Origin of the sequence: Scrofimicrobium sp. R131 (assembly GCF_040256745.1) — a bacterium.
Taxonomy (GTDB): Bacteria; Actinomycetota; Actinomycetes; order Actinomycetales; family Actinomycetaceae; genus Scrofimicrobium; species Scrofimicrobium appendicitidis.
Genome location: NZ_CP138335.1, coordinates 2,138,460 through 2,161,027, shown reverse-complemented (window position 1 = coordinate 2,161,027; position 22,568 = coordinate 2,138,460). Strand labels below are relative to the sequence as shown.

Annotated in this window: 17 protein-coding genes and 1 tRNA gene; 8 read left to right on the top strand and 10 right to left on the bottom strand. The window is 66.4% G+C overall.

All coding sequences use genetic code 11. From position 1 onward, the window contains the following. Nucleotides 1-93: 93 nt before the first annotated feature. Complete coding sequence (locus SAC06_RS09920) at nt 94-1,191, bottom strand: Gfo/Idh/MocA family oxidoreductase (RefSeq protein ID WP_350258130.1); 1,098 nt, start codon at nt 1,189-1,191, stop codon at nt 94-96. A gap of 133 nt (nt 1,192-1,324) precedes the next feature. On the opposite strand from SAC06_RS09920, the gene SAC06_RS09915 reads away from it, so the two are divergent. Beyond that, nucleotides 1,325-2,992, top strand: coding sequence for an alpha/beta-hydrolase family protein (locus SAC06_RS09915; RefSeq protein WP_350258129.1), 1,668 nt, complete (start codon nt 1,325-1,327; stop codon nt 2,990-2,992). On the opposite strand, the gene SAC06_RS09910 is transcribed toward SAC06_RS09915, so the two are convergent. Beyond that, on the bottom strand, nt 2,989-4,596 hold the full coding sequence (locus SAC06_RS09910) for an ABC-F family ATP-binding cassette domain-containing protein (protein ID WP_350258128.1): 1,608 nt from the start codon (nt 4,594-4,596) through the stop codon (nt 2,989-2,991). The genes SAC06_RS09915 and SAC06_RS09910 overlap by 4 nt on opposite strands. 117 nt (nt 4,597-4,713) lie before the next feature. Further along, nucleotides 4,714-7,248 carry a lysylphosphatidylglycerol synthase transmembrane domain-containing protein gene (locus SAC06_RS09905; RefSeq protein ID WP_350258127.1) on the bottom strand — a complete coding sequence of 845 codons (2,535 nt, stop codon included), beginning with the start codon at nt 7,246-7,248 and terminating at the stop codon, nt 4,714-4,716. A gap of 71 nt (nt 7,249-7,319) precedes the next feature. Between SAC06_RS09905 and SAC06_RS09900 the strand changes: the two genes are divergently transcribed. The 3 genes from SAC06_RS09900 to pheA are packed head-to-tail and all read left to right on the top strand — an operon-like array spanning nt 7,320 to nt 10,922. Continuing rightward, the gene (locus tag SAC06_RS09900) at nt 7,320-7,991 is read left to right on the top strand and encodes a DedA family protein (RefSeq protein ID WP_412766219.1); all 672 of its coding nucleotides are present in this window, start codon (nt 7,320-7,322) and stop codon (nt 7,989-7,991) included. Further along, on the top strand, nt 7,984-9,930 hold the full coding sequence (locus SAC06_RS09895; RefSeq protein WP_350258126.1) for a DUF6541 family protein: 1,947 nt from the start codon (nt 7,984-7,986) through the stop codon (nt 9,928-9,930). Before SAC06_RS09900 ends, SAC06_RS09895 begins: the two co-directional genes overlap by 8 nt. Before the next feature lie 14 nt (nt 9,931-9,944). Next, on the top strand, nt 9,945-10,922 hold the full coding sequence (gene pheA / locus SAC06_RS09890; protein ID WP_350258125.1) for a prephenate dehydratase: 978 nt from the start codon (nt 9,945-9,947) through the stop codon (nt 10,920-10,922). A gap of 8 nt (nt 10,923-10,930) precedes the next feature. Here the strand turns inward: pheA and SAC06_RS09885 are convergent, their stop codons facing one another. After that, nucleotides 10,931-12,193, bottom strand: coding sequence for a diacylglycerol/lipid kinase family protein (locus tag SAC06_RS09885; protein WP_350258124.1), 1,263 nt, complete (start codon nt 12,191-12,193; stop codon nt 10,931-10,933). A 33-nt stretch (nt 12,194-12,226) separates the two neighbouring features. On the opposite strand from SAC06_RS09885, the gene serS reads away from it, so the two are divergent. The 4 genes from serS to SAC06_RS09865 all read left to right on the top strand — a co-directional run bounded on the left by serS (nt 12,227) and on the right by SAC06_RS09865 (nt 15,960). After that, the gene (gene serS / locus SAC06_RS09880; protein WP_350258123.1) at nt 12,227-13,495 is read left to right on the top strand and encodes a serine--tRNA ligase; all 1,269 of its coding nucleotides are present in this window, start codon (nt 12,227-12,229) and stop codon (nt 13,493-13,495) included. Next, entirely contained in the window at nt 13,492-14,391 is a 900-nt protein-coding gene (locus SAC06_RS09875; RefSeq protein ID WP_350258122.1) for an HAD family hydrolase, read from the top strand. The genes serS and SAC06_RS09875 overlap by 4 nt, the downstream gene beginning before the upstream one ends. Nucleotides 14,392-14,498: 107 nt before the next feature. Then, entirely contained in the window at nt 14,499-15,833 is a 1,335-nt protein-coding gene (locus tag SAC06_RS09870) for an AGE family epimerase/isomerase (RefSeq protein WP_350258121.1), read from the top strand. Between the two features lie 40 nt (nt 15,834-15,873). Next, nucleotides 15,874-15,960, top strand: a tRNA-Ser gene (locus tag SAC06_RS09865). A 208-nt stretch (nt 15,961-16,168) separates the two neighbouring features. Here SAC06_RS09865 and SAC06_RS09860 read toward each other — a convergent pair. The 6 genes from SAC06_RS09860 to SAC06_RS09835 all read right to left on the bottom strand — a co-directional run bounded on the left by SAC06_RS09860 (nt 16,169) and on the right by SAC06_RS09835 (nt 22,473). Continuing rightward, nucleotides 16,169-16,357 carry a hypothetical protein gene (locus SAC06_RS09860; protein WP_350258120.1) on the bottom strand — a complete coding sequence of 63 codons (189 nt, stop codon included), beginning with the start codon at nt 16,355-16,357 and terminating at the stop codon, nt 16,169-16,171. Nucleotides 16,358-16,457: 100 nt separating this feature from the next. Beyond that, nucleotides 16,458-16,817 (bottom strand): hypothetical protein, encoded by a 360-nt coding sequence (locus tag SAC06_RS09855; protein WP_350258119.1) that lies wholly within the window; start codon nt 16,815-16,817, stop codon nt 16,458-16,460. Between the two features lie 819 nt (nt 16,818-17,636). Continuing rightward, nucleotides 17,637-18,968 carry an ABC transporter substrate-binding protein gene (locus SAC06_RS09850; protein ID WP_350258118.1) on the bottom strand — a complete coding sequence of 444 codons (1,332 nt, stop codon included), beginning with the start codon at nt 18,966-18,968 and terminating at the stop codon, nt 17,637-17,639. Beyond that, on the bottom strand, nt 18,958-20,796 hold the full coding sequence (locus SAC06_RS09845; RefSeq protein ID WP_350258117.1) for a glycoside hydrolase family 43 protein: 1,839 nt from the start codon (nt 20,794-20,796) through the stop codon (nt 18,958-18,960). The genes SAC06_RS09850 and SAC06_RS09845 overlap by 11 nt, the downstream gene beginning before the upstream one ends. Beyond that, nucleotides 20,796-21,593: a carbohydrate ABC transporter permease gene (locus SAC06_RS09840; protein WP_350258116.1), complete on the bottom strand. Its 798-nt coding sequence runs from the start codon at nt 21,591-21,593 to the stop codon at nt 20,796-20,798. The genes SAC06_RS09845 and SAC06_RS09840 overlap by 1 nt, the downstream gene beginning before the upstream one ends. 1 nt (nt 21,594) lies before the next feature. Next, nucleotides 21,595-22,473 carry a sugar ABC transporter permease gene (locus SAC06_RS09835; RefSeq protein WP_350258115.1) on the bottom strand — a complete coding sequence of 293 codons (879 nt, stop codon included), beginning with the start codon at nt 22,471-22,473 and terminating at the stop codon, nt 21,595-21,597. Nucleotides 22,474-22,568: the final 95 nt, after the last annotated feature.

Genomic DNA, 22,568 nt, shown 5'->3' with positions numbered 1-22,568 from the left:
AAACACCCCCAAACCGGACCGGTCAGGGTGACTTTTCCGCATGCTGGCGCCGATTAAGCCGCCTGTTCAGGGTGGCGCTTCAGGGTACCCTGGTTATTCCCTGAATGTCCCCGCGGCCGCCAGCTGGCGCCCCACCTCGTCCATCATTTCCATCACGTCCAGGGTGTCCGCCCAGGTGACCACCGGGGACTCGGTCAGGCCCGCGGCCACGCAGCGGGCTACCTCGGCCGCCTGGTACTGGAAGCCGCCGGGAACCCGGGCATCCCAGGTGGTGACCAGCTGCTCGGTCCCACCTTCGGCCCGGTCAGGGAAGGTCCGCAGGTGGACGACGGTCGGGCGGTAGAACTGCTCCGGCAGCTCCACGGCCAGGTTGGCGAAGGTGAGTGTTCCGGCGGTGGAGTTGATCCCGTCCATGGTGGCGCTGGCCACGCCGAGGGCGGCGGGGTAGCGAGCCAGAATCACCTCGGACGCATCGACCCCGGTCCCGGTGGGCAGCCCGGCCGCCACCAGTTCGGTCGGCCGGCCCAGCGCGTGGTGCAGGAAGTGGAGCGGGTAGACGCCCAGGTCCAGCAGGGCGCCCCCGCCAAGCTCGGGGCGGACCATCCGCGGAACGTGGCGGAGCCACTGGGAGTGGTCCGCGCTGGCGGCCACCAGCTGTCCCCCCGCGCCCGACTCGATCAGGGCGCGAATGAACCGATAGTGCGGCAGGTGGCGACTCCACATCGCCTCCATCACGAACAGGTTCCGGGTGGCCGCCTCGTCAAACACTTCCCGCGCTTCGGCGGCGGTCATGGTGAAGGCCTTTTCCACCAGCACCGGCTTGCCGGCCCGCAGGGCTAGGAGGGCGTCGTCGCGGTGGCGAATGTGCGGGGTGGCCACGTAGATCGCGTCGACGTGGGGGGAGGCAACCAGTTCTTCGTAGGAACCGTAGGCGTGGGGCAGGTTGAACTCGTGCGCGAAGGCGCGGGCCCGGTCGAGGTTTCGCGATCCCACCGCTGCGATCTGGCCGGAGGAGTGGGCGGAGACCGTGGCGGCAAAAGTGTGGGCAATCCCGCCGGCACCGAGGATCCCCCAGCGCAGGGTGGGGGCCGCATGCGGGTCGTCGAGCCGGTAGCCGGGGGCGACTTCCTGGAAGGCTGGGGGGAGGGGCTGAGGCAGGTCGGTTTCATCCGTGAAATTGTGAGCTGACATACCCAAATTATGGCACTGTTTTCCGGGTTTGACCGGGCGGCTCGGCCGGGTGGATCTGGGGTTTGGCCGGGCCGGAAGATCGGCGCCAGCCCGGCTATAGTAGTGCTGTCCCATCCCCCACCGGAAAGACAGCATGGACCTCTTTTCTGCCGGCGGACTGTTTGTCGCGGTGATCATGTACGCGATCTCCGTGTCGCCGTCGCTCCTGCCGCGCCGCGGCTTCTGGCACGGACTGGTGTCCGGCACCCTGATGGGGGCCGGCTACGCCCTCGGTTGGATCGGCCAGAACCTGCTCACCTACGCGGCGCACCGGCTGGGCTTCCGGGTGGAACTGAGCGAAACCGCCCAGATTTGGGTGCCGACCATCTTCTGGGTCGCGGTGGGCCTGTGGTTCCTGCGGTCCGTGATCGGCTCCTACCTGTCCTCGCGCCGGGCTGCCCGCCTGGTGGAGATGCGCCCCGAAAGCTGGCGCGAGTACCTGCTGGGCCTGCTGATCACGCTGGTGTTTTTCGCGGCCCTGGTCGGGGTGGCGCGGGCCGGCGCCTGGGTGTACACGCAGCTGATCCACTGGTTGGGCCAGTGGATGTACGAGCCGCTGGCGGGGCTGCTGGCGGCGACGGTCCTCGTCGTGCTGGCCCTGTTCGTCTCCAACAAGGTGGTGCTGGGCGGGTTCCTGATGTTCTTTGCGCGCGAAGCTGAGCGGCGCAACAACCGAACCGCGGCCGGGGTGCACGAGCCGGTGGTGGCCGAACGCTCAGGTTCCCCCACCTCCCTCTGCTCCTGGGAGTCGGTGGGGGCGCAGGGCCGAACCTTCCTGGGCCGGGGACCCCACCGCCACCGGATTGGCCAGGTGATGGGCGAGACCGCGCTCGAACCGATCCGGGTTTACGCCGGGCTGGTTCCCGGCAGCGTCGACTTTGCCGAGGAGGCCGCGCTGGTGGTCCAGGAGATGCACCGAACCGGCGCCCTGGACCGTGAGGTGGTGCTGATTTCGGTGGCGACCGGCTCCGGCTGGGTGGACGAGTGGATCGTCCAGTCGATGGAGTACCTGACCCGGGGCAACTGCGCCACCATCTCGATGCAGTATTCCTACCTGTTCTCCGCCGCCATTGCGCTGACGCAAAAGGAACTGTGCCTGCGCTCAGCCGAGGTGCTGTTCGCGGCCGTCCGGGCGGAAATTGACCAGCTGCCGCCCGAGCGCCGCCCCAAACTGATCATCAGCGGGGAGTCGCTGGGGGCCGAGGCCGCCCAGGCGCCGTTCCTGAACTTCGCGGACATGCGGGGCCGGGTGGACGGAGCCCTGCTGGTGGGGGCGCCCTACCGGGCTCGGATTTCGCGCGAGCTGACCCAGGGTCGCCACCGCGGCTCACCCGAGGTGGCCCCCGTTTACGACTCGGGCAAACACGCCCGATTTGTCAACGAGCCCGGCCAGTTGGACCGGGACCTGTTCGGGCGCGAGTTCGGCCCGTGGGAGCACCCCCGAATTATCTTTGCCCAGCACGCCTCGGACCCGGTGGTCTGGTTTAACCGGACGGTGGCCTTTCGCGAGCCGGACTGGCTCCGCGAGCGGGTGGGCCTCGACGTGTCCCCCAACATGCGCTTCACCCCGCTGGTCACCCTGGTTCAGCTGATCGGGGACCTGCCCATTGCCGGGACGGTGCCGGGCGGACACGGACACACCTACACCGAGGAGCTGCTGCCCAGTTGGGCGCGGATCCTGGACCTGGATGTGAGCCCGGAACTGCTGGCGCGAATCGGCCGGGCGATCCGCTCCGACGTGGAGAGCTCCGGGCGCCGCTAGCGGACGGCCGGAACCAGTTCCAGCTGCGGCCCCGCCCAACGTCGGCGCAGCCACCGGTCGTGACTGGTCAGGACGGCGATCCCCGGGTAGGTGGGCAGCAGTTCCTCCAGCAGGGTGACCAGGTCCAGCGACAGGTGGTTGGTCGGCTCATCCAGCGCCAAAATGGCCGGGGGCCGGGCCAGAATCATCGCCAGTTCGAGGCGGCGCACCTGCCCGGTGGAGAGGTGACGGCCCGGGCGGTTGAGCTCGCGCGGGGCCAGCAGGCCGAACTCGGTCAGGGCCGGCGCGTCCTCCCCAACCTCCCGGCGGTAGATCTGCTCCACCGTCAGGTCGGGGACCGGGGCGGGTTCCTGCCCCAGCAGCCCGAAACTGCCGCTGACCTGCACCTGACCGCCGGTGAGGGGCACCTGCCCGGCCAGCACCGCCAGCAGGGTGGATTTGCCGGAGCCGTTCGGCCCCACCAGCAGCAGCTGCTCCCCCGGGGAGAGGTCCAAACTGACTGGGGCCAGGCGCCCGGTCACCTGGGCGTCGCGCAGCAGCACCCGTCCCGACTGGGGGGCGCCCCCGCGGGTCAGCCCGGCAAAAGCCAGTTCGCGCGGGGGTTTTCGGACCTGCTGTTCGCTCAGCTCGGTCAGGCGCCGGGAGGCGTCATCCACCCGCCGCTTGACCACGCGCGCATTGCGATCCGCGTAGAACTTCTTGGCGCTTCCGCCCTCGGTTCGCGGTTTTGCCCCCGGGTGCCCCACCTGGTGATCCTGGCGGACCCGGCCGCGCAGCCGCCGAAGCTCCGCCTGCTCCAGCTGGTACTGGCGCTCCCAGGCTGCCCGCTGATCCAGGCGAGCCAGAATGTAGTCGGAGAACCCGCCCCGGGTCCGGGTCAGGCCCCCGGCCCCGCTGGGATCCGGGTCCAAGTCCAGGATTTCGGTGGCCGACTCCTCCAGAAAAGCCCGATCGTGGGAGGCGACCAGCACCGGTCCCGGCCAGTCCCGAACCGTGCCGGCCAGAAAAGTGGTGGCCGCCTCGTCCAGGTGATTGGTGGGCTCATCGAGCAGCAGCACGTCGGGCCGGGACAGGAGCAGGCAGGCGAGGGCCAGGCGGGAACGCTGCCCGCCGGAGAGGGTGCCGACCGTCCGGGCCGGATCCACCTCGCCCAATCCCAGCCCGGCCAGCGTCTGGTCGCGGGTTGCTTCCAGGGTCCAGACTTCCAGCCGGTCTGCCTGCTCCAGGGTCTGCCCGTAGGCGGTCAGCAGCTCCGGGTTACCTGGGTGAGCGGCCAGGTCGACGGCTAGGGATTCGAGGCGGCCCCGCAGGTCGAGCAGCGGCCGCTGGGCCAGCTCCGCGGCGGTGTGGACCGAGGCCTCGGCAGGCAGGGGAAAATCCTGCCACAGCAGCCCGACCTGGGCTCCGGGGGAGGTCTCCACCACCCCGGTGTCGGGCTGGTCCACCCCGGCGAGGATCCGCATCAGCGTCGACTTGCCCGAACCGTTCTGGCCGATCAAACCGGCGCGCGTCTGCGCCTGAATCGTGAGGGAAATGTCGGTCAGGACCTGGTGGGCGCCGAAGCTGCGGGAAATTCCGGTTGCGCGCAAAAAGTGTAATGACATAGGGAACGCCTTTGACTGGGCGGGCAGGCGCGCCGGGTGATCCGCGAGCGCGCAGGGTCAAAAGTCAGTTCCACACGGGACCCAGGCTAGGGGCCGGGCCCAGCGGTGTCAAGCAGGCTAGATCAGGTCCCGGCGCTGCAGGTACCGCATCGCCAGCCACCCGAAGGGGATCCGGCCGTAGAAGGTGACCAGGCGGTATATGACCGCGGCGGAGATGGCGACCGCGCCGGGAATCCCCGCCACCTGGAGCCCACCGGTGAGGGCCGCCTCCACCGGGCCGATGCCGCCGGGGGAAGGAATGATCGAGCCGAGGGTGGTGGACACCAGGAAGGTGATCGTCACCGTCATCGGGCTCAGGTAGTAGCCGAAGGCGGCCAGGGAGGCGGCGAACGCGCCGATGAACCCGAGGTTCCCGAGCAGGTTCCCGGCCATGGCGAACCCGAGTTCCTTCGGGTGTCCCATGATCCAGAGCAGCTGCGGGTAGACCTGCTCCCAGGTGGGTTTGACCTTCGCCCAGATCCAGTTGCGGATCATTGGGATCGCCAGCAGGGTGGCGACCAGGGCCAGGATCGCGGCCAGCACCCAGACGATGGTCATGGTGGGGATCGGAATGTCCAGGGAGGTTCCGGTGATGACCACAATTCCCAGCAGCAGCACCACCGAGGTGAGGAACTGGGAGATCTGCACCAGCGTCACCGTGGCCACCGCCAGCGGCATGGCCACCCCCTGCTTGTTCAAGAACCGCAGGTTGAAGGCGGCCGGGCCGACGCCGGCGGGGGCCACAATGTTGGCCAGGGAGCCGCCCATCTGCGCCAAGGTGGCCTGCCAGAGGCTGATCTTCTTGGGGGCAAACGCCACCAGCGGCATGGCGGCCGCCAGCCAGGTGGTGGAACCAATCAGGAAGGCGGCCAGCATCCACCAGGCGTTGGCATCCTGCGCCGCGTTCATAATTGCGTTGAAGTTCAGGCCGCCGACGACCGCGACCAGCACCGCCAGGGCCAAGATGGCCATCAGCACGGTGCGCAGGGAGAAGCGCTGCAGTCGCAGCGGCGTGGTTACCTGCGGGGTGGCTTCGGTCAGTTCCGCCAGGTTGGAGCGCAGCTCCTCCAGCACTTTGGTGCGCCGCAGCTGGCCGCGCACCCCCGGGGGGAGGACAGCGCCCTGCAGCACCAGGGAGATCGCCAGCAGTTCCGAGACCGAAAAGTAGCGTCGAGCGGAGGCGAGCGCCCGCTCGGGTCCCGCCACCAGGGCCAGGTGCGCCAGCATTTGGGCCCGGTCAATGTGCCGGTTCAGCTCGCCCGTGGCCACCTCGCCCTGATCCCAGTGGAGGATCCACAGCTGCTGATCCGCGTCGAGCACCAGCGAGTCGACGTCGAGGTTCCGGTGGGAGACCCCGCGGCTGTGGGCGGAGAGGAGCTGCTCCCACGCCTGGGTGAGCACCTCGTCACCCAGGGGCACCTCGTGGTGGCGCAGGGCCAGCAGGGTGGAGACCGGGGGCAGCTGCTCCCAGACCACGACGACGGAGTCCCCCGCCTCGGCAATCCCCACCGGGGGCGGGGTGTGAGCGCCGGCCTCGACCGCCACGTGGGTGGTGAGGACGGCCCGCTCAGCGTTGGCTTTCAGGGTGGGGGAAATCCAGCGGGAGAGGCCCCGGAGCCGGAAGTTGTCCCACAGGTCCCCAATGGTGCCGGTGATGGCGCGGGACGGGTCCAGCACGTGCAGGTCCAGGTGCCGCCCGTCCGCGGTCACCACCTGGTAGTGCCGGTCGGCAAAGCTGGATCGGTGCGGCTCGGCCTGCTTGAGCCGGCAGAGGCCGGCCAGGTGTTCGCGCTCCAACTCGGGGTTGACCAGGCCGGAGGCAAAATCGGGTTGGCGGTCCGACTCGGTGATCCGCCAGGAGTCCAGCTCCTGGTCCAGGTCCGCGCGAATGACCGTCTTCGGGGTGATTCCGACGGTGAGGAGGGCCTCCACCAGGTCGGTTGGGGTGGCGCGCCGGTCGGAGAAGCCGAGGATCCACCGGGCCAAACACCCGATCATTCGGCCCAGGAGCACGGTGACCAGGACCGCGGCCACCGTGGTGGTCCCGCGGATCACCCCGACCACCAGCAGGAACCAGATGCCGTACCAGGAGTAGCGGATCGACTTGACCCGGCTGCCGTCCCCGGCCACCGTCAGGGCGGCCACCAGCACCATAATCACCACGTCGACGGAGGTGACGGCCCCGGAGGGCGTGTTGACCAGGAGCGAGTCGACCAGCGGGACCGGCAGGTGCGGAATCAGCATGGAGATGAGCCAGCCGAGAATAGCGGTGACCGCGCCGGTGACCAGCACCGCCAGGATGGAACGGATCCGCCCGCGGCGCGCCAGGGCGAAAATCACCGCGGTTGGCGCCAAAATCACAAACAGTCCCTGGATGACCGAAACTGGGACCAGCAGCAGCTGACGGATGACCGAGCCGAAAGCTACCCGCACATCTTCTGTCACCCCGAGGGTGGTGGAATGGGCGTAAACCCCCAGCAGCAGCACCAAAGCAATGCCGAGGAGGTTAGCCCCCGCCTCGTACAGGTCTTCCGGGCGACGCTGGCGGACCGGGAGTCGGTCGGCCACCACCACGGGTTCAGGCAGGCGCTTCCTAACTAGAAGCTCATCCATGTTGACAAGTGTAACCACGGAACGGGGACACTAGACTACTGGTGACAGCGTCTAACTCTTGAGGTGGTCTATTGCACGCGAACAGTCTGGTGTTTTTCTCGCAGGGGGATTCCTCCTGGTTCTCAACCGTGATTGATTGGTTCAAGAACCCGGAAGATCTTCTCCTAACCATGGGACCGTGGGTGCTGCTTGGAGTGGCGCTAATTGTCTTTATTGAATCTGGGGTGTTGTTCCCGATTCTTCCCGGAGACTCTCTGATCTTTGCGGCGGGTCTGCTGCACACTCAGTTGAATCTCAACCTTTGGCTACTAATTGGCGTGATTTTGCTCGCTGCCTTCCTGGGAGCGCAGATTGGCTACTGGCTGGGTCGGCGCTACGGGCGCGGGCTCTTCAAACCGGATGCGCGCATTCTTAAAACCGAACACCTGGAGCAGGCGGAAAACTACTTTGCCCGCTATGGCGGACGCTCCCTCATTCTGGGTCGCTTCGTCCCAATTGTTCGCACTTTTGTGCCGATTGCAGCGGGGACCGCCCGCTTCCCGTTTGGTCGGTTTGTCGTGTTCAACACGTTGGGCGCCGCCATCTGGGGGGTCGGGGTGACCATGATTGGGGCTTTGCTGGGCGATCGACCCTGGGTGCACGACAACTTGGAAATCATCATTCTGCTGATCGTTTTGGTTTCGGTCATCCCCATGGTGGTGGAGGTGTTGGTCCAACGCCGGAAGGCAAAACAGAGTGACTAGTTGGCTCCTAGCCGTCGCGTTGGCGGCGGCCATGGCCCTGGTGGCGGTGGGAACCAGCTACTTCTGGTTGCGCGCCGCCCGGGTGCCGGCCTTCATTGCGGGGGTGTTCGCTCCCGCGGTCACCGTCGCGCTGGTGGTGGGGCTCGGCTACCTGTACAACTGGCTCGGAATCTTCTGGTCGGGGGCGCGGGTAATTCCGGTCCTGGCCCTAATTGGCGTCACCGGCTTCGGCGTTTTCGTCTGGCGGTGGCGAACCGGCTGGGGAAGGCGCGGAGCCTCCCACCCGGTCCAGCCCTGGGGGTGGGCCTTCTGGGCCGCGGTCGCCCTCGGCTGGGTGCTGGCCGTGGTGCCGATGGTGGTCAGTGGACCGGCCACCAACCCGGTGCAGCAGTGGGACCCCTCGTTCCACATGAACGGCGTCTGGTCCATCAATCATCTGGGTGACGGCCGGATGGGTTCGGGCCTGGATGAGAGTTTCCGCGAGGGAAACGCCACCGCCTACCCGCTGGGTTGGCACATTTTCACCGCCCTGTTCACCACCCCGAGCACCGTGGTGCTGGGGGCGAACGCCTCCACCCTGGCCCTGATTCTCCTGTGGGTGGTGGGGGCTGGAGCCTACACGCGGATGCTGTTCCCGCAGGCGGCCTGGGTGGCGCCGCTGCTGGCCGGGGGAATGCTCTCCATGCCCGGCGACGCCCTGATGGCCTACTCGCAGTGGCCGAACGCCACCACGGTGGCGCTGCTACCCGGGATTGCCTCGATGATGATCCTGCTGGGCCGCCACCTGCTGGAATGGTGGGACGGGACCGGGCAGGTCTCGCGCTCAAAACTGGTGGGTGGGGTCATCGTCCTGGCCCTGTCCATTATCGGGGCGGCCGTCGTCCACCCGATCATTGCTTTCAACCTGCTGGTGCTGCTCACCCCCGCCGTCCTGGCCGGGGTCTTCCACCTGACCGGGAAGTACTGGCCCGCTCGCCGGTGGGGCCGGCTCGGGTCTCTTTGGGCCGCGGTCGTGGCCGGGGTGGCCGTCGTCCTGGTGGTGATGCAGTCGCCGTCCGTTCGGTCGATGGGCGAGTACCCGCGTTCGGGAGTCTCCTGGCAAGTGGCGTTCGCGAACCTGCTGACCCCAACCCCGCCCTACCCCAACTCCCTGAGCCTGTTCGTCTGGTCCGGGATCCTGGCCGCCCTGCTGGTGGTCGGGCTGATCCGGTCCCAGCCGCGCTGGCCGGCCTTCTCTTTCGCGCTGTTCGCGCTGATTACCTTCGTGGCGTACGCGCCCAACTCGGCTTTCCGGCAGTGGCTGGTGGCCCCCTGGTTCCTGGATCCGCGCCGGACAATGGAGCCGGAAAGCCTGGCGATCGTGCCACTGGCTGCCCTCGGGGTCGTGGCGGTGGCCCACTGGCTCAGTCAGGCGGGCCTGCGCTACGCGAACGCGCTGCTGGTGGTGGTGCTGCTGGTGGCCAGTGGCGGCGAGGGGCTGGGCGCCCGGATCGGCGCGGCCCAATCGGTTTACGACCCGGACCGCCTCGGCAAACCGGGAATGGCGACCGCCGGGGAACTGGAAATGCTCCGCAGCCTGCCGGACCTGCTGCCCCCGGATGCTCGGGTGCTGGGCGACCCGCAGAACGGCTCGGTCTACGCCCAGGTGATAGGGCAGCGGGAAGTGTTCTTCCCGGCGCTGACCCTGTCGTCGAACCCGTCGGACAACGAGACGATTCTGGTGCAGCGGTTCAACCAGATTCAGACGGACCCGAGCGTCTGTCAGGCTGTCCGCGAAGAGGGCATCACCCACTTCTACGCCGACAATGATGGACACTACTATTCGAGGCTCCGCTCCGATCGGACGCCGGGCCTGTACAACGTGGACACCTCCACGGGCTTCGAACTGGTCGCCGAGGGGGATACTGCTCGGGTGTACCGTATCACCGCCTGTGACTAACGGAAGGAAGACTGATGACCCAGGAACCAACGAACTTCCCCGGACCGCCCTTTGCCGGCCCGGAAGTGACGATTTCTTTCCTGGGTCCCTTCGGCACTTTCACCGAGCAGGCCCTCTGGCAGGTGGCCCCCGCCGGCGCCAAACTGCAGCCGAAAACCTCGGTCGGGCAGGCGTTGGAGGCGGTCCGGACCGGGGAGGCCGACCGGGCGGTCGTCCCGATCGAAAACTCGATCGAAGGCGGGGTCAACGCCACTATCGACGCCCTCTCGCAGGGGGGCCTGGTGATCGTCTGCGAGATGATCGTCCCCGTTTCCTTCTCTTTCGCGGTCCGCCCCGGAACCCGGAAAGAGGACGTCAAGTTCATCGGCACCCACCCGCACGCCTGGGCCCAGTGCCGCGGCTGGGTGGAGGAAAACTTCCCCGGTGCCGTCCACGTGCCAACCACCTCCACCGCCTCGGCCGCGGAGCTGCTGGGGGGCACCGCCGACGTGTCTATTCAGGCGGCCCTGTGCAACGCGGTTTCGGTGGAACGCTACGGGCTGGAAGCGATGTACCAGGATGTGGCGGACAACCGGGGGGCGGTCACCCGGTTTGTCATGGTCTCTCTGCCCGGCGCGATTCCGCCAAAAACCGGCGCGGACAAAACCACCGTTCAGGTGAAGCTGCCCGACGACGAGGCGGGCGCGCTGCTGACCATGCTGGAGCAGTTCTCGGCCCGCGGCGTGAATCTGTCCCGGATCGAGTCGCGTCCCGGTGGGGACGGGCTGGGCTCCTACGCGTTCTCCATCGACATTGCCGGCCACGTGCAGGAAGAGCGGGTCAAGGCGGCCCTGGTCGGGCTGTACCGGACCTGCCCCGAAGTGAAGTTCCTCGGCTCCTACCCGCGGGTGGACGGGGTTCGCGCCCAGGTGCGCCCGGGCACCTCCGATGACGATTTTGGTCGGGCCTGGGAGTGGATGAACTCGGTGCTGTTCGAGGGGAAAGCCGACTAGCCCGGCCGCTAGTGGTGCAGCAGGGCCCCGGTGGTGGAGGGGAGCCACGGGTGCCGCATTAGGAGGGCCCCCTCGTCCAACCGGGTGATCACCGTGCGAGCCGTCCCAACCGGGTCGCCGTCCACCTGCACCGGGTAGGGCCGGTTCGTGTCCACCTGCACGGCGTGGCACTGCTGAAATGAGATCTGACCCAGGTCGCGGCGCAGGTTGAAGGGACGCAGACCCACCGATTGTGCCAGGACCTTGGCGGCCAGGTTGATCCACCCGAACAGTCCGCCCTTCGTGTCGATCGCGATCACGTCCAGCAGGCCATCGTCGATCTCAGCGTAGGGGGCCAGGACGGTGAACGGCAGCGTCCCGCAGTTCGCCATCAGCACGGTCCGGGCGCGGAGGCCCGTCACGTAGCGGTCCTGGTTGGCCGCGTCCTGCCCCAGGGTGTGCGAGTCCTCAATTGCCTGGTACACCTGCGGGGGGACCGCCTTGGCCCACTTTGGCCGAGCCCCCGCCACCCCCTGCGGGTGGTAGAGGGTGACCGTCGCCTTCATTCGCTCAATCCGCAGCGACTTCAGGGCGGTGAAAACGTAGGCGCTCCAGCCGACCGCCCGCTTTAGGCGCGCCGAGGTGTTCGCCATCGTCTCCCCGTCAAAACCGATCCCCGCGATCACCAGGTAGGCGAACTCGTTCTCAGCCACGTCCACTTCGGGGCGGAGGGCTCGCAGTAGGCCCCCCTCCGCGGGCAGCTCCCCCGGTTCGGAGACCCGCTCCAGGCGGAGCCAAGCCAAGTCAATCGGCGCGGTTCGGCCGGAGACGGCCACCTCCAGCGCGGATGGCAGGTCCAGTGGCAGACCCAGGTTGCGCGCCACCAGGTTCCCGGTGCCAACCGGAATGATCCCCATCGGCACGCCCGAGTGGGCCAGTCCGGCCGCCACCGCCCGGACGGTCCCATCCCCACCCGCCGCGATCACCACGGCCGGTTTGGTCGCCAGCGCCTTCGCGGCCTGACCCGTACCCGGGTCCTCTCGGGTTGTCTCCAGCCACTGGGCCGGATGTCCGGTCATCCGCTGACAGAGGGTGTTGATGGTCTGCTGGAAGCGAGCGTAGTCGTCCGGTTTGGTCGGGTTGGCAATCACCCACACCCGGCCGGGCGCCACCGTCTTGCCGCCCGGGCGCGGCAGGTGGGCTGGGCGTCGATGCAGGGTTCGCAGGAGCGCTGCCGATACTCCGCCCGAGACCACCAGCGCATAGAGGAGCACCAGCATAGGACCGTTCATACCTCAAGCGTAGCGACAAGTTATCATGGCAGCATGATTGATCTGCGTATGCTCCGTGAAAACCCAGATGCTGTTCGCGCCTCCCAGGTGGCGCGCGGCGAAGATCCGGCTCTCGTGGATCAGGTGATTGCCGCCGACGAATTGCGCCGCTCCCTGCTGCAAGAGTTTGAGTCGCTCCGCTCTGAGCAGAAGGCAGTCTCCCGGTCCGTGGGGAAAGCAAGTCCGGAAGATCGGCCCGCGGTCCTGGCCCGGGCGAAAGCGCTGGCCGACCGGGTGAAAGCGGCCGAACAGGAGGCGAACGAGGCGGAGGCCCGCGCCCGGGACCTGACCCTGGCTCTCTCTAACGTGATTGAGCCGGGCGTGCCCAGCGGCGGCGAAGACGACTACGTGGTTCTGCGCCAGGAAGGCCCGGCCCCCCGCGACTTTGCGGCCGAAGGCTTCACCCCGAAGGATCACCTGGAACTGGCCGAAGGGCTGCAGGCGATCGACGTCAAACGCGGCGCCAAAGTGTCCGGCTCGCGCTTTTACTACCTGACCGGGATCGGCGCCCGCCTCGAACTGGCCCTGCTGACCATGGCGGTGGACCTGGGGACGGCGGCCGGCTTCACCATGCTGACCACCCCGACCCTGGTCAAACCGGAAATCATGCAGGGGACCGGATTCCTGGGGGCCCACTCAGACGAGATCTACTACCTGCCGGCCGACGACCTGTACCTGGTGGGCACCTCCGAGGTGGCGCTGGCCGGGTACCACCAGGGCGAAATCATCGACCTGTCCGAGGGGCCCGAACGCTACCTCGGCTGGTCCACCTGCTACCGGCGCGAGGCGGGGGCGGCCGGGCGCGACACCCGCGGCATCATCCGGGTCCACCAGTTCAACAAGGTGGAAATGTTCAGCTACTGCCGGCCGGAGGACGCCGCCGAAGAGCACCGGCGACTGCTGGGGTGGGAAGAGGAAATGCTGGCCCGGGTCGAGCTGCCCTACCGGGTGATCGACACTGCCGCCGGAGACCTGGGGTCCTCCGCGGCCCGCAAGTTTGACTGCGAGGCCTGGCTGCCCACGCAGGAGCGGTGGATGGAAGTCACCTCCACCTCGAACTGCACCACCTTCCAAGCCCGCCGACTGCAAATCCGGGAGCGGCGCGAGGGCGGGACCGAGACGGTGGCCACCCTGAACGGCACGCTGGCCACCACCCGGTGGCTGGTGGCCCTGCTGGAGAACCATCAGCGGCCCGACGGCTCGGTGCACGTGCCCGAGGCGCTGCGGCCCTACCTGGGCGGACGGGCGGAACTCGTTCCGTGACCAGCGACTGGCTGATCACCCCTCCGCCGAGCGGCCAGGAGGGTATCCCCTTCGCCGAGGCGGTGGCCCGGGCGGAGGCGGACCTGCCCGCGGTCCTACCCGACGATCCCAGCCAGCTCCTTTTTGCCCTCGACATTGACGGCACCATGGTCGGCACGCACGGCGTCACCGACAGGATGAAGCAGGCGCTGGCGGAGGCGGAAGCGGCCGGAGCCAACATCGTCATCGCCACCGGCAGGGGCGTCTACTCCACCCGGCACGTGGTGGAAGAGTTGGGGTTGCACCGGTCGTGGGTGGTTTGCTCGAACGGGTCCCTGACGGTCCGGTGGGACGGCGACGGCCACCAGGTGGCGGACATCAACGAGTTTGACCCGCGCCCCACCGGCGAACAGTTCCTGGAAACGTTCCCCGGGATTTTGCTTGGGGTGGACGTGGGCGCGGGGGGAATGCTGGTCTCCCAACTGTTCCCCGCGGGCGAGCTGATGCGTCAGGAACTGGCCGACAGTTTGGAGGCCGTGCTGGGCCGGCGGGCCACCCGCCTCGTTGCCCGCGCCCCCTGGTTGGAGCGGGACGACTTTGCGCAGCAGATCGACGAGATGAACCTGGTCGACGTGGAGTATGCGGTTGGGTGGACCTCGTGGGTGGATATCGGTCCGGCCGGGGTGACGAAAGCGACCGGGCTGCAGCGACTGGTGGATCAGTTGGAGCTGCCAAGCACCGGCACCTTTGCGATTGGGGATGGGGAAAACGACCTGGCGATGCTCAGGTGGGCTCACCACGGGGTGGCGATGGGCAGCGCGGACGAGGCGGTGCGTTCGGCCGCCGACGCGGTTACCACCGCGGTGGAGCACGACGGGGCGGCCGCGGTGATTCGGGCGGTGTTGAACCGGTACTGACTGCTGGGCTGGGCGGTCAGTTCGCCGTCACAAACCGACGACCAACGTCCCAGTTCACCCCTATGATGGGGGTAGACCCAAACGACGATGTTAAAGGTGGTCAACTCATGGGATGGTTCGATTCGATCGAGCACAGCCGGTGGTTATCAGAAGAAATGCGGGCACTGCTGCGCCACGGCCACGCCGCAGTGACCCGGACCGGTTTCGGCTACTTCACCAGTGACGGACAGGTGGATCAGACCCGGCCGGTGGACCTGGCGATTACGGCTCGGATGACCTACGTCTATTCGCTCGGGGTGCTGATGGGGATCCCCGGATCTAGGCGCTACTGCGACCACGGGGTCCGGTGCATGAAAGAGTACTTCCGCGACCCGGAGCACGGGGGCTGGTACAAGGCCATCACGCACACTCCCGACCAGGATGGGCACGGCGTTCCCTGGGATGAGGAGGGTTCGCGCAAGTGGCAGTACGCGCAGGCGTTCCTGATTCTGGCCGCCTCCACCGCCTCGATCGCGAACCGGCCCGGCGCCTACGAGCTGCTGCACCTGGCCCTGGCTGAACAGAAGGAGCACTGGCTGGACCCGGACACCTCCCTGGTGCGCGACTGCGCCACCAGCGACTGGGGTGAGTTCAAGGACTACCGGGGAATGAACTCGCTGATGCACACCGTGGAAGCGTATTTGGCGGCGTCGGAGGCCGTCCAGGACGTGGAGTGGCTGCGCGCGGCCGAGCGGATGCTCCGTTTCGTCTACCAGGTTGGGGTGGAGAACCAGTGGCGAATCCCCGAACACTACACTTCGGATTGGCGTCCGATGCTCGACTACAACCGGGACCAGCCCGACACCCCCTACTATCCCTACGGCTTCGTGATTGGCCACGGAATGGAGCTGGCTCGCCTGGCCGTCCAAACGCAGGCGGGGCTGCAGGCCCAGGGCCTGGACGACTACGACTACCTGACGGTGATGGCGGAGGAACTGTTCGAACGCGCCCGCACCGACGGTTGGCGCCGAGACGGCCAGCCCGGCTTCGTCTACACCGTGGACTTCGACGGCACCCCGGTCCTGTCCGACCACCTGCAGTGGGTGGTGAGCGAGGGCATTTGCGCCACGGCTTTCATCCGCCGAGCCAAGTTGGATGCGGGGGCGGTGGCCGGTGAGGTCGAAGCCTACGAGCATTCATACCGAGTGTGGATCGACTACCTGAACGACTACATGCAGCTGCGCCCAGGCGTGTTTGCCCGGGCTTTGAGCGCCAACAACGAGCAGACTTCCGACACGGTCTCAAGCCGGCCCGACGTCTATCACACCTTGCAGGCGCTGCTGGCGGGGAGGCTGCCGGTGTGGCCGCCCTTTGCCTCCGCCATCAACCACGGTCTGTTGGATCAACCTGCCAGCACAAACCAGGCTGAGAAGCGGACGCGGAAGCGGTTCCTGCGCGGCTGAGATTCGCAGATCGGGGTTCGGGCAGATAAACTCTGCTCTGGGAGAGTTGACCGAGCGGCCGAAGGTGATGGTCTTGAAAACCATTGTGTCAGCAATGGCACCAAGGGTTCGAATCCCTTACTCTCCGCGGTAGGAACGGCTAAATAAAGCCAAAAGATCGGGGTCCGAGGGGATATTCCCTTATCGGACCCCGATTTCGTCACCTCAAGCCGGAAATGCTCCCCGAGGTTGTCCGCACCGACAGAGACGAAGAGGCGATGTTCCTTGGTCGGGAAGAGGCTTGCTCAATCATTGAGCGAATGAGAGGAGCCTACCGACTTCCTGCCCTGCTGCTCCTAGCTATGGGAATGAGGCCGTTGGTGCTTCGCGCGCTCGCGCGAGAGCCGGCTAGTGATGATGCGGTCGAGTTCGTCTTGCGAGGTGATCGCCTCGAACTGCTGAGGGTCCGGCGTTGCGCCGTTTGGGGCCTGGATGGCGCTCGTTTCCGCCTGCTTGGCGTTTTCGGGCGCGGTTGAGTCAGTCATGGTGTTTCCTTCCGGTTAGGGGCCGTCGCCCAATCCCCGCCATCTGCGGGTAGCAAAAACCCACTACCAAGGGGTAGTGGGGTAAGTGGTAGAGCTGGTGCTAGTGGGTGTTCGATGTGTCAGCTTGGCGGCGCTGCGCCTCAGCCAGGTTGCGTTCCGCGTCGGCAATGGCTGCGCTTACGTCCTGACCTTGTGCGGCCCACTCAAGTAACTCAGCGAGACGCTTGCGGTGGGGTTTGGCGGGGTCGGCTTCAAGTTCAGCGACGCGAGCTTGGAACTTGACTAGATCCTCAGCAGCCCACCTGTCGCCTTGGCGAATCTGGCTCTCCAAGATCACCGCATACTCGCGCACGCTTTCAAGGTCGCCCCAATCGGTCCAACCCGGGCTACCGTTGGGGCCGATGGCGCTGTTCATCGCACCGCCGGGGCGGCGCTTAATGAAGCGACTAGGTTGCGTCATCTCAGCACCTCCACGATCACATGCGCTATCTTCCAAACCTCATCGTAGCGCGCTTCAATCACTTTCACCTTGGTTCCTGGGGCCAGCAGCACTTCGCCTTCCGGTCATCACTAAGTGGTGCGCCACTGCGTAGGTACGCCTGGATGTCTTCGTAGTTCATGGACTACTCGTGCAACGCCTTCGGGCAGCTTTTCCGCCCACTGCTTGTTTGCTTGTGTGTAGCCGAGATCTCGCACCCCGTCTGCGAGAGTTCTAACCCTTTACTCGCCACTGTAGGATCGGCAGAATGCTGCCGAAAAGTGCAGGTTAGCGTCGTTGCGCACGCGGGCCTGGATTTGCGGGCTCTCACCCCCGGACTGCTGGCCGTCTGGGGGTTTTTGCGGCCCGGGGTTGGCAAACGTGTCGGAGTGCTGGCAAACGTTGGGTGTTTGGGGTGGTTTAGGCCGCTGGGCCCTGGTTTTGCCAGCGTTTGGGTAGGTTTGCCAGCCGCGGGTGTTGGCAAACGTGTCGGAATGCTGGCAAACGTTGGGAGTTTGAGCTGGTTTGGGCCGCTGGGCCCAGGTTTTGCCAGCGTTTGGGTAGGTTTGCCAGCCTTCCCGCCCGTACCGCACGCCTAAGCCGCCCAAACCCCCACCCAAACACGCCCAAACACGCCCAAACGCGCCCAAACGCGCCCACACCGCACACCCAACCCCAACCCAACCCCAAACCAAACCAACACCCCACCCCAGAACCCACGAAGCCCGACCCCGGCTCTCACCAGGATCGGGCTCCATGTTCCCCCCGGCCCGCCGGCAGTAAATGCGGGCCGAGTGGGGTCTACTTGTTCAGCGTGGCCAGTGCGGTCGCCGGGTTGGCCCCACCCGCGATGTCCTGCAGCACAATGCCCAGGTCATCCTGCAGCGAGTCCCAGCCGGGAACGTTGAGCTTGCGCGGGTACTTGGAGGCGGCCAGCGCCTCTTCGACCACCTTCAGGCTTTGCTGAGCGATCTCAGGCTCGTCGTCAGCCACCTGCACGCTGACTCCGTCGGCCACCGGGAAGCCCTGCAGGGTGTTGACCCACAGCTGCTGGCCGGTCCCAACCGCCATGAACTCGACGAACTTGGCAGCCGCGTCGAGCTTGGCCTCGTCGATGTCGGACGAAACCGCCAGGGCGAAGTCGACGCCGGAGGTGGCGCCGCCGTCCTTGGGGCCAATCTGCGGGAAGACCGCCATTCCAACTTCGGCGTCCTCAATTGCGCTGCCCGGCTGCTCCTGGTCCGGTCCGACCATCGACATTCCCACGTGCCACGACCCTGTGGGGAAGGCCAGAGCTTTCCCGGCCAGGAAGTAGTCGTCACGAGCGGACGGGTAGGTGGTGGTGGTCAGGGCGCCCTGCTGGAACACCCCGTCGGTGAACAGCTTCTGCCAGTCGGTGGCAGCCTGAACCAGGGACTCGGAATCCCAGGGGATCTCCCCGGAGGCGGCCCGGTAGATGTCGCCGCCTTCGCCGTACTGGTTGGAAAGCCAGACGAAGAAGTCGGTGTCGTGCCAGGTGTCAGCGGCCCCCATCGCGAACGGGGTGTAGCCGGCAGCCGCCGCGGCCTTCGACACGTTCACCAGCTCTTCGTAGTTGGTGGGCAGGTCCAGTCCCAGCTCGGTGAACAGATCCTGGTTGTACAGGTAGAACTGCATCCCGGCGGTGAGGATCGGCACGGCGGCCTCGACCCCGTCCTGGGTGGTGGTTTCCTTCCGAGCTTCAGCGCGAACCTGGTCGATCCAGTCGGCGCCGTACTCGTCCACGGGCAGGGCGTATTCGGCGTAGTCGTCGAACGAGGCGCCCGCCTGAATCCCGTACAGGTCGGGGGTTTCCCCGGCCAGGATTTCGTTGTCCAGGTTGGTCCGGAACGCGTCGTAGTCCTCGTCGCGCTGGAAGTCGATCTTGATCCCGGGGTTCTCGGCTTCGAAAGCTTCGATGAGCTCGGGCCACTGCACCTGGGTTGGCAGCCAGGTGCGGAACGACAGGGTGATCTCGTCGCCACCGGTCGCGCTCGCGTCGCCGGACTGGTCCTTCGACTGGCTGGCGCCCCCGGAGGAGCAGGCCGACAGGCCCAGGGTAGCGGCCGCGGCAAAACTGAGCGCCGCCAGCCCTAGCTGACGTTTATTCTTCATTGGGTTCTCCTTTTCGAGGTGATGCGGTTGTTGTTGATTCAGACTGGGTGATCTGGGTTCGGGTCAGCCCGGTTAGGCTGGCCCGTTCGAGGTGGAGGCGGACTTGGTCGCCGGCGGCTGCGGTCAGGCGGACAGTCTGTTTCGCGCCTGACTTGGCGGTGACCAGTAGCGGTGAACCGGTGGCCGTTCCCTCGACCCGAACTGTGGAGTCGGGGGCCGGGAGCCAGAGGTCCATCGTGACGGCCCACTGGTGGTGGGCGGGCGAGGCGATTAGGGTCAGGTCGGCGCGTTCGGCCCAGAGGCCGGCCGTTTGACCGGTCGAGTAACCGGTCGAGGTGGCCGTCAGCGGCTGATCCGCCCGGACCGCCGCCGCCAGGGCGCCTCCCTGACTCGGGTGCCAGTCAAAGTGTTCAGTTAGGCGAGCGGACCCAACCTCGACCCGGGTGTACTGACCGAGCACGGCCACGCCCGCGGGATCCAACCCGGCCGCGTGGGGCACCCGCAGCAGCACCTGGTGTCCTCGCCGGAGCACCACCTCGGCCAGGCCACGCTCAACTTGCAGCGGTTGCCACGCGGCGAAGTCGAAGTCGGTCAGGTGCGCACAGTCCAGGTCGGTCCAGATGCCGTTGGTCAGCTGGCGTGCGGTCACCGTCTGCGCTCCCGCGTCGAACCAGAAGGCCAGTTGGTCCAGGTCTCCGTGTCGGATCGGCACCAGGGCGAATCGAGCGCCGGAGTCGCCGGGCTCAGCCCGAACCCAGAACTCGCTGACGTAGGGACCGACCGCCTCGGCAAAGATTTCCTCGGCCAGTCGGGCCGGCGGCAGTTGGACCGGTTGGGACCACTGGATCCCGGCGGGGCTGGGGGCCACCACCGGGTTGGCGCTGGGACCCTCGGTCCAGAGTTCGTCGCCGTCAAAATGGAGTCGGTCCAGGCGCATCTGCCGCTGTTCCACTCCCTCCAGGCGCTCCTCCGCCAGGTTCCGACCGTGGTAGACGATCCACCAGTCGACCAGGTTTGGTGCCTGGATGACGGAGTTGTGCCCGGTCCCCTCGACCTCGTCGGTCCGGTACATCAGCGGCGCGAAGGTGCGCTCACCGGGCATCTTCTGCCAGGCGAGCTGGTCGAAGCTGGGCCCAAGGGGCGCCCGGGCGTAGCCAATGAAATAGTCGGGGCGCAGGTAGGCGTTGCCGGAGTAGGTCAGGTAGGCGTGATCGCGATGGGTGAAGAAGGCGGCTCCCTCGATCGTGTGCCAGTCGCGCCCGTCGCCGAACCGGTCTTCGGCAAAAACTTCCTGCTTCAGGGTGGGGACCACCACCGGGTGTGGGTCCCCGGCCAGGTGGGTCAGATCTGTCATTCGGTCCACCACGATGGCGGTGCCGGGCCGGTCCAGGGAGAGCCCGGTGAACTCGTTGCTGGCGTAGAACATCAGGGGTGAGCCGTCCTCGGCCACGACGACGTCCGCGTCAATGGCGAACCGGTCGTCCCGGAGCCGGCGCTGGGAGGTGAACGGGCCGAGCGGGTGCGAGGCGGTGGCCACCCGGAGCCGCTGCTCGTGGTTGTCCTCCACCCCGGCGGGCCGGTCCGACACGTACATGTAGAACGTGCCGTTGCGGTAGACGACGCACGGGGCCCAGAAGGCTCGCCGGTCAGAGTCGGTGAACGCGAACCCGTGATACTCCCAGTGGACCAGGTCTGGGGACGAGGAGACCCGCACCCCGTCCTCGTCGGTGGAGTAGCAGTAGTAGGCACCCAGGTAACTGAGGACGAAGGGGTCCGGATTGGTCAGGGTGGGGTCGGCGAACTGGGCCGGGTTTTGGAAGGTGCTCACTAGCTCTTCACCGCCCCGGCGGTTACGCCCGCCTGCAGGTACTTCTGGCTGAACAGGTACACCACCAGCGTCGGGACGGTCATCAGGATCAGGCCGGCGTAGAGGGTGGAGATGTCCTGCTGACTCATTCGGTCAAACTGGAGCAGTGAGATGGCGCGGGTAACGGGGAACAAGTTGGGGTCTTTCAGTAACAGCAGGGGGAGGAGGTATTCATTCCAGGTGTAGACGAAGGAGAGGACGCCAACCGTGGCCAGCGTGGGGCCTGAGAGCGGCATCAGGATTCGCGCGTAGATTCGAAGCGAACCGCATCCGTCCAGCAGGGCCGCCTCTATCAGCTCGTCGGGCAGCGAGTCGAAGTGCGTCTTCATGATCATCAGCATCATCAGGGAGTTGAACGCCACCATGGGGACGATTACGCCCAGATAGGTGTCGCGCAGGCCCAGCGTGTTGATGGTGGAGAACACCGGGGTGACCACGGAGGCAATCGACACGGCCAGGCAGGCCAGCAGCAGTGAGTAGAGCAGGTTCCGCCCGCGGAAGACCATCTTGGAGAACGCGTATCCCCCCAGCGAGGAGATCAGCATGATGATCAGGCTGGATCCGACCGCCAGGATGAAGGAGTTGCCGATCGCCTTCCAGTAGTTGAAGGTGTCGTGCGTGAGGACGTCGTAGTAGTTGCTCCACCCGCCGACCTGCACTGACTTCCAGATCGCCAGGACGATCGGGTACAGCCACAGGCCGACCAGGGCCAGCAGGGCGACGTACTTGGCAACATTGGCCAAAATCCGGGAGTTCATCTTAGCTCCTCTTGCTCTTGCGGTTGGTCCACAGGGTCTGAGCCAGGGTCAGGACGAAAGCCAGGATCAGCAGCACGGTGCCGATGGCACTGGCGTAGCCGGCCTCGCGGTTGGCCCGCTCCTGGTAGAGGAAGGTGGTGAGGAACTGGGTGGAGACGCCCGGGCCGCCCCCGGTGGTCAGCCAGACGACGTCGAAGGTTTTCAGCGAGCCGACGATCCCCAGCACAATCAGGGTGGCGGTCACGCCGCGCAGCGACGGGATGGTGACGGAGAACAGTCGTCGCCACCAACCGGCGCCGTCGAGTTGGGCCGCCTCGTACAGGTCTTTCGGGATCGCCATGATGCCGGCGAAGTAAATCATCATGGAAAAGCCCATCCACTGGAACACGTTGATCGCGATGATGGACCAGACGCCCAGATCAGCCCCCAACCAGGTGATGACCTCGTCGGGCCCCAGCAGCCCCAGGGAGCGCAGGCTCTCATTCAGCGTGCCGTAGTTGGCTTCCAGCATGTACTTGAAAACGGTGGCGATGATTGCCGGTGCCATTGAGATCGGCAGAAAAAAGATGGCTTTGAACAGGTTTGACCCGGGCAGCCGATCCGCGCAGAGGACGGCCACAAACAGGCCGAGGATCGCCTGGATGGCGATGGTGGCCACCATGAAGACCAGGTTGTTGCGCAGGGCAATCCAGAAGGTGCGGTCGTTGAACAGCTGCACGTAGTTGTCGAGCCCGATGAAGTTCATCCGCTTGAGCCCGTTCCAGTCAGTCAGGCTGGCGAAGACGGTAAACCCAATGAAGTAGTAGATCAGAAACCCTGAGATCAGCACGATTGGCGCTATGTACAGGTACGGCTTGACGCCGCGAGCCAGTTGCTCCACCGCAACCCCCTTCCGTGGTCGAGTCGACTCTCCGTGAGCCGACCATCTTGGTTCAACGTTGAACTACGAAACCGTAATCGGACCAGAGGTTTGGA

Excerpts from the sequence above, each read along its gene's own strand:
- SAC06_RS09920 (WP_350258130.1), bottom strand. The coding sequence starts at position 1,191 with ATGTCAGCTCACAATTTCACGGATGAAACCGACCTGCCTCAGCCCCTC.
- SAC06_RS09915 (WP_350258129.1), top strand. The coding sequence starts at position 1,325 with ATGGACCTCTTTTCTGCCGGCGGACTGTTTGTCGCGGTGATCATGTAC.
- SAC06_RS09910 (WP_350258128.1), bottom strand. The coding sequence starts at position 4,596 with ATGTCATTACACTTTTTGCGCGCAACCGGAATTTCCCGCAGCTTCGGC.
- SAC06_RS09905 (WP_350258127.1), bottom strand. The coding sequence starts at position 7,248 with ATGGATGAGCTTCTAGTTAGGAAGCGCCTGCCTGAACCCGTGGTGGTG.
- pheA (WP_350258125.1), top strand. The coding sequence starts at position 9,945 with ATGACCCAGGAACCAACGAACTTCCCCGGACCGCCCTTTGCCGGCCCG.
- SAC06_RS09885 (WP_350258124.1), bottom strand. The coding sequence starts at position 12,193 with ATGAACGGTCCTATGCTGGTGCTCCTCTATGCGCTGGTGGTCTCGGGC.
- serS (WP_350258123.1), top strand. The coding sequence starts at position 12,227 with ATGATTGATCTGCGTATGCTCCGTGAAAACCCAGATGCTGTTCGCGCC.
- SAC06_RS09870 (WP_350258121.1), top strand. The coding sequence starts at position 14,499 with ATGGGATGGTTCGATTCGATCGAGCACAGCCGGTGGTTATCAGAAGAA.
- SAC06_RS09860 (WP_350258120.1), bottom strand. The coding sequence starts at position 16,357 with ATGACTGACTCAACCGCGCCCGAAAACGCCAAGCAGGCGGAAACGAGC.
- SAC06_RS09855 (WP_350258119.1), bottom strand. The coding sequence starts at position 16,817 with ATGACGCAACCTAGTCGCTTCATTAAGCGCCGCCCCGGCGGTGCGATG.
- SAC06_RS09850 (WP_350258118.1), bottom strand. The coding sequence starts at position 18,968 with ATGAAGAATAAACGTCAGCTAGGGCTGGCGGCGCTCAGTTTTGCCGCG.
- SAC06_RS09840 (WP_350258116.1), bottom strand. The coding sequence starts at position 21,593 with ATGAACTCCCGGATTTTGGCCAATGTTGCCAAGTACGTCGCCCTGCTG.